This window comes from Methyloglobulus sp., assembly GCF_046714055.1.
Lineage (GTDB): Bacteria > Pseudomonadota > Gammaproteobacteria > Methylococcales > Methylomonadaceae > Methyloglobulus.
Genome location: NZ_JBKKBJ010000112.1, coordinates 1 through 4,647 on the forward strand (window position 1 = coordinate 1; position 4,647 = coordinate 4,647).

Consider the following 4,647-nt stretch of genomic DNA (forward strand, 5'->3'; position numbering starts at 1 on the left):
TTGGATACCATTCAGTGTTAAGATAAGGTGTGCATGGGTTTTATCTACTCGACAGACTTTTTGTCTCAGCCCGGATACAAACTCTGGTCATGCACCATGATATACAGCTAGCTAGGCATATATATCATGTTTTGGAGAGCTACAAGCCCGGATGAAACGTAGTGGAATCCGGGGCAGATAGAACTCCGATTATCCCGGATTCCGCAAAGCTGCATTCGGGTTACAAACTAACCCGTTTTTGCCAAAACCGAAACAGATGCAAAAACCAAACTAGCCTCAATCACGTCTTTAGGTTCTGTTGACATTTTCTTGCCAAAACTAAGTTCACAAATACACGGGGTTAGGTTTAAATGTCGAAAGATGCACCGTCATTCCGGCATGGATTGCCGGAACCCACGACTGCATGGATGCAGGAGGTAAGGCACCAACAGTAGGCGCTTTAGGCGACGCAGGAGCAGTTGCCGAGAAGCCACGGATGGCTCACCCGGATCACATCCCTGTGGCCTGAATACAGATCCATACCGTTGTGACGCTTTCTTCGTTTAGTTGACGATCCTTGCTAATCAGGAAAATTTCAAAGGCAATTCAATTAGCGCCTGTTAAAATGTTTCCATTTTCATATCAACACAACAACACGCTACATGGAAAAAACGTACGCTCCGCATGAAATCGAACAACGCCTGTATGAAAATTGGGAAGCTAAAGGCTATTTTGCGCCTACAGGCCAGGGAGAACCTTATTGCATCATGATTCCCCCACCCAATGTGACGGGAAGTTTGCACATGGGACATGGCTTTAACAATACCATCATGGATGCGCTGATCCGCTATCACCGGATGCTGGGCAAGAATACCTTATGGCAGGTGGGTACCGACCATGCCGGGATTGCCACGCAAATGGTGGTTGAGCGGCAACTGGCGGCGCAAAACCTGACCCGCCACGACCTGGGCCGAGAAAAATTTCTGGATAAGGTGTGGGAGTGGAAGGCCGAGTCCGGCGGCACGATTACCCGCCAGTTACGGCGCTTGGGTTCGTCGTTGGATTGGACGCGTGAGCGGTTCACAATGGACGAAGGCTTATCCAAAGCGGTGCAGGAAGCGTTTGTGCAATTGTTTGATGACGGCTTGATTTATCGTGGCAAACGCTTGGTCAACTGGGATCCCAAGCTGCACACGGCGATCTCCGACCTGGAAGTGTTGAATGAGGAAGAACAAGGCTCGATGTGGCATTTCCGTTATCCTTTGGCGGACGGTTCAAGCCATCTTGTGGTTGCTACCACGCGGCCGGAAACCATGTTGGGTGATACTGCCGTGGCGGTGCATCCAGACGATGAACGCTTTCGGCATCTGATCGGGAAATTGGTAACACTTCCGATTACCAATCGCGAAATACCTATTATTGCCGACGATTACGTTGATCCAGAATTTGGTACGGGTTGTGTGAAAATTACACCAGCCCACGATTTCAATGATTACGAAGTGGGTAAACGCCACAATCTTCCGCTGATAAATGTGCTAGATCTTGATGCCAAAATTGTTAGTGAATTCACTGTATTGACCTTTGAAGGTTACGCAGGCGTTCATGGCGAAAAAGCGCCAGTTGCATACGTCGGACTGGATCGGTTTGAGGCAAGAAAGAAAATTGTCGCGGAAATCGAAAGTTTAGAGCTGCTTGAAAAAATCGATCCACACACATTAAAAGTGCCGCGTGGTGACCGTTCCGGTGTGGTGATCGAACCCTGGCTTACGGACCAGTGGTATGTCAATGCTAAAGAACTGGCAAAACCAGCCATCAAAGCGGTAGAAAACGGCGATATACGATTTGTACCGCAGCAATATGAAAACTTGTACTTCTCCTGGATGCGCGATATTCAGGATTGGTGTATCTCCCGTCAACTCTGGTGGGGGCATCGCATCCCGGCTTGGTACGACAACCAAGGCAAAGTCTACGTAGGTCGCGAAGAAGCGGAAGTCCGTGCAAAATATGCGCTCAGTGCTGAGGTTATTCTGCGCCAGGATGAAGATGTGTTGGATACCTGGTTTTCCTCAGCCTTATGGACGTTCTCGGCCCTGGGTTGGCCTGAGCAAACGCCGGAACTGAAAACCTTCCATCCAACCAATGTGCTGGTAACGGGTTTTGACATCATTTTCTTCTGGGTGGCGCGTATGATTATGATGACCATGCACTTTATGAAACATGAAGACGGCAGCCCACAAGTACCGTTTAAGACTGTTTATGTCCACGGTTTAGTACGTGATGGGGAAGGGCAAAAAATGTCGAAGTCCAAAGGCAATGTCCTCGATCCTTTAGATATAATCGATGGCATAGCTTTAGATGAACTGGCTGCAAAACGCACGAGCGGGTTGATGCAGCCGCAAATGGCGGAGAAAATCGATAAACGCACTCGCAAGGAATTCCCCGAAGGCATCGCACCCTACGGTTGCGATGCCCTGAGATTCACGTTAGCCTCGCTAGCCTCAACCGGACGAGATATAAAATTCGACATGGGGCGGGTGGAAGGTTACCGGAATTTCTGCAACAAGCTGTGGAATGCAGGGCGTTATGTTTTGACGAACACTTCTAGTGGCTCTGATGTATATGGCGACGTTGAGTTTGAATACAGTTTGCCTGATCTTTGGATTAGATCACGATTGCAAAACACTATCGAAAATGTAAGAGCGGCATTCGAAAGCTATCGTTTTGATTTAGCGGCGCAGGCTATCTATGAGTTTGTATGGAATGACTATTGTGACTGGTACTTAGAATTATCCAAGCCAGTTCTGTACGGGATTACTTCACTCGATGATCAAACGACAACGATAGATACGAAATTAATTTTTGGTGCCAAACGTACTTTGCTGGATGTCCTTGAAACAATGCTTCGTTTAATCCATCCCATTATGCCTTATATTACCGAAGAGATATGGCAGAGGGTGGCACCTTTAACTGGCAATAATGATTCGACTATAATGCTTCAGCCTTATCCAAAAGTAGAAGTGATCTGGCAGAGCAATACCAAGGCAATAGAGGCCGTAGAATGGATGCAAGAGTTTCTTCTCGGTGTGCGGCGTATCCGTGGCGAAATGAATATTGCACCTGGCAAACCGCTGCCTGTTTTATTGCAGGATGTTTCAGATAAAGATCGATACTATCTGGATCAAAATCAAAATTACTTGCAAAAGTTGGGTCGTCTGGAATCCATATCCTGCCTGAAAACAGATGAGGCTGCGCCGGAATCAGCGATTGCCTTAGTCGGAAACCTGAAAATCCTGATACCGATGGTCGGCTTGATCGACAAGGCGGCAGAATTGGCGCGATTGGACAAGGAAATCCAGAAAATCAACAACGAACTGCCCAGAGCCGAAGGCAAATTGAACAATCCAGCGTTTGTGGACAAGGCTCCTTCGGAAGTTATCGAAAAAGAAAAAACTAAATTGGTCGATTTGCGTTCGTCGCTTATAAGCCTTGAGGCACAGCGAGAGATAACCAGGGCGTTGTAGTAGGTGGAATTACGCTTTCTTTGCTTATCGGCATAATTTCAGGGGTTATGCCCGCAATCAAGGCGACCCATTTGGACTCGTTACAGGCGTTGCATTCAGGATAAGGGCCCCGTGCCATACCTTTTCCGTCAATGTCAAAACCAATAATGCAAAAAATTCACCAAGCCATTCCCTATTGACTCAATGGGTTAGGTTGGTGTTGGCCTTAGGTCTGCTGCTTGCGCTGGCATCCAAAATGCGTTGCTTAGGCACTGCGGAACTGTTCCATATAAAACAACATTATAAATCAACATGGCTATGAACAACCCACAGGTTTCAGAAAACCCGGTTGGTGCATGACGCACAGCTTCGGCAAGCGGCTGGGGATTTGGTTTCCCCAAAAGCGCCGGTTCAAGCGGCAGCAAAACTCGCCCAGGTATTCTTGCACATGGCGGCCTGACACGCCGTGGTAGGTGCCGGGCAGGCAACCCTTAAAGTTGCCGATGGCCACAACAACGCCCGCAACAGAAGCCATCAGGCCACCCCAGTTTAATAATGGCTTGAAGACAGTGCCTTTCATCCGCTGCGAGACTGGAGGGGGGTCGAGTAGTCTTCAGAAGCGATAGGGCTGGGCGTTTTCACGAAGCGTTTTTTGCGTAGTGAAAATGCAAAGCATTCCGAAATCGCGTCGAGTCATTGCGTAACCAATGTTTTATGCCCCTTGTTGGGTATAAAACGAGGGAAGCGGGGCGGCTGGGGCAGCCGCAGGCATTGGCGGCCACGTGATTTTTGCCGCTTGCTTGGGCTGGGACGACAAATCGCTCCTGCATTTGCTGCATTCACACCATCCATAGCGCTCATGCCCAAAACAAGCTTTCGCAAAAATAGCGACTCCCTTCCGAAAAGTGTTGTTGCCATTCCCAAAAACTCGTGACTTCTGTTTGCATGACGGTTCTCCAGGTCATCAATTCAAAATTTGGGTTTGATAACCTGTGGTAAGTTCATAGCCATGTAAATAAATAAAATACAATCAAAGCGGATGTGGTTAAAAGTGCGGTTTTTGAGTATAAAACAGGAACCTTGACATCTCCTACCCTAGAAAGGCACTGTAATGTTCCCGGCAAAATCAAACACAGCGCTTGCCCAACGCTTAAACCGGTGCCCCACC

At 48.1% G+C, this 4,647-nt stretch carries 2 protein-coding genes; one reads left to right on the forward strand and one right to left on the reverse strand.

Translation table 11 applies throughout. From position 1 onward, the window contains the following. Positions 1 to 641: 641 nt before the first annotated feature. Positions 642 to 3,500 carry a valine--tRNA ligase gene (locus tag ACLQ6D_RS06910; RefSeq protein WP_411726547.1) on the forward strand — a complete coding sequence of 953 codons (2,859 nt, stop codon included), beginning with the start codon at positions 642 to 644 and terminating at the stop codon, positions 3,498 to 3,500. 295 nt (positions 3,501 to 3,795) lie between these two features. Here ACLQ6D_RS06910 and ACLQ6D_RS06915 read toward each other — a convergent pair whose 3' ends face one another. Next, positions 3,796 to 4,059, reverse strand: a complete 264-nt coding sequence (locus ACLQ6D_RS06915; RefSeq protein ID WP_411726548.1) for a hypothetical protein — start codon at positions 4,057 to 4,059, stop codon at positions 3,796 to 3,798. Positions 4,060 to 4,647 lie beyond the last annotated feature (588 nt).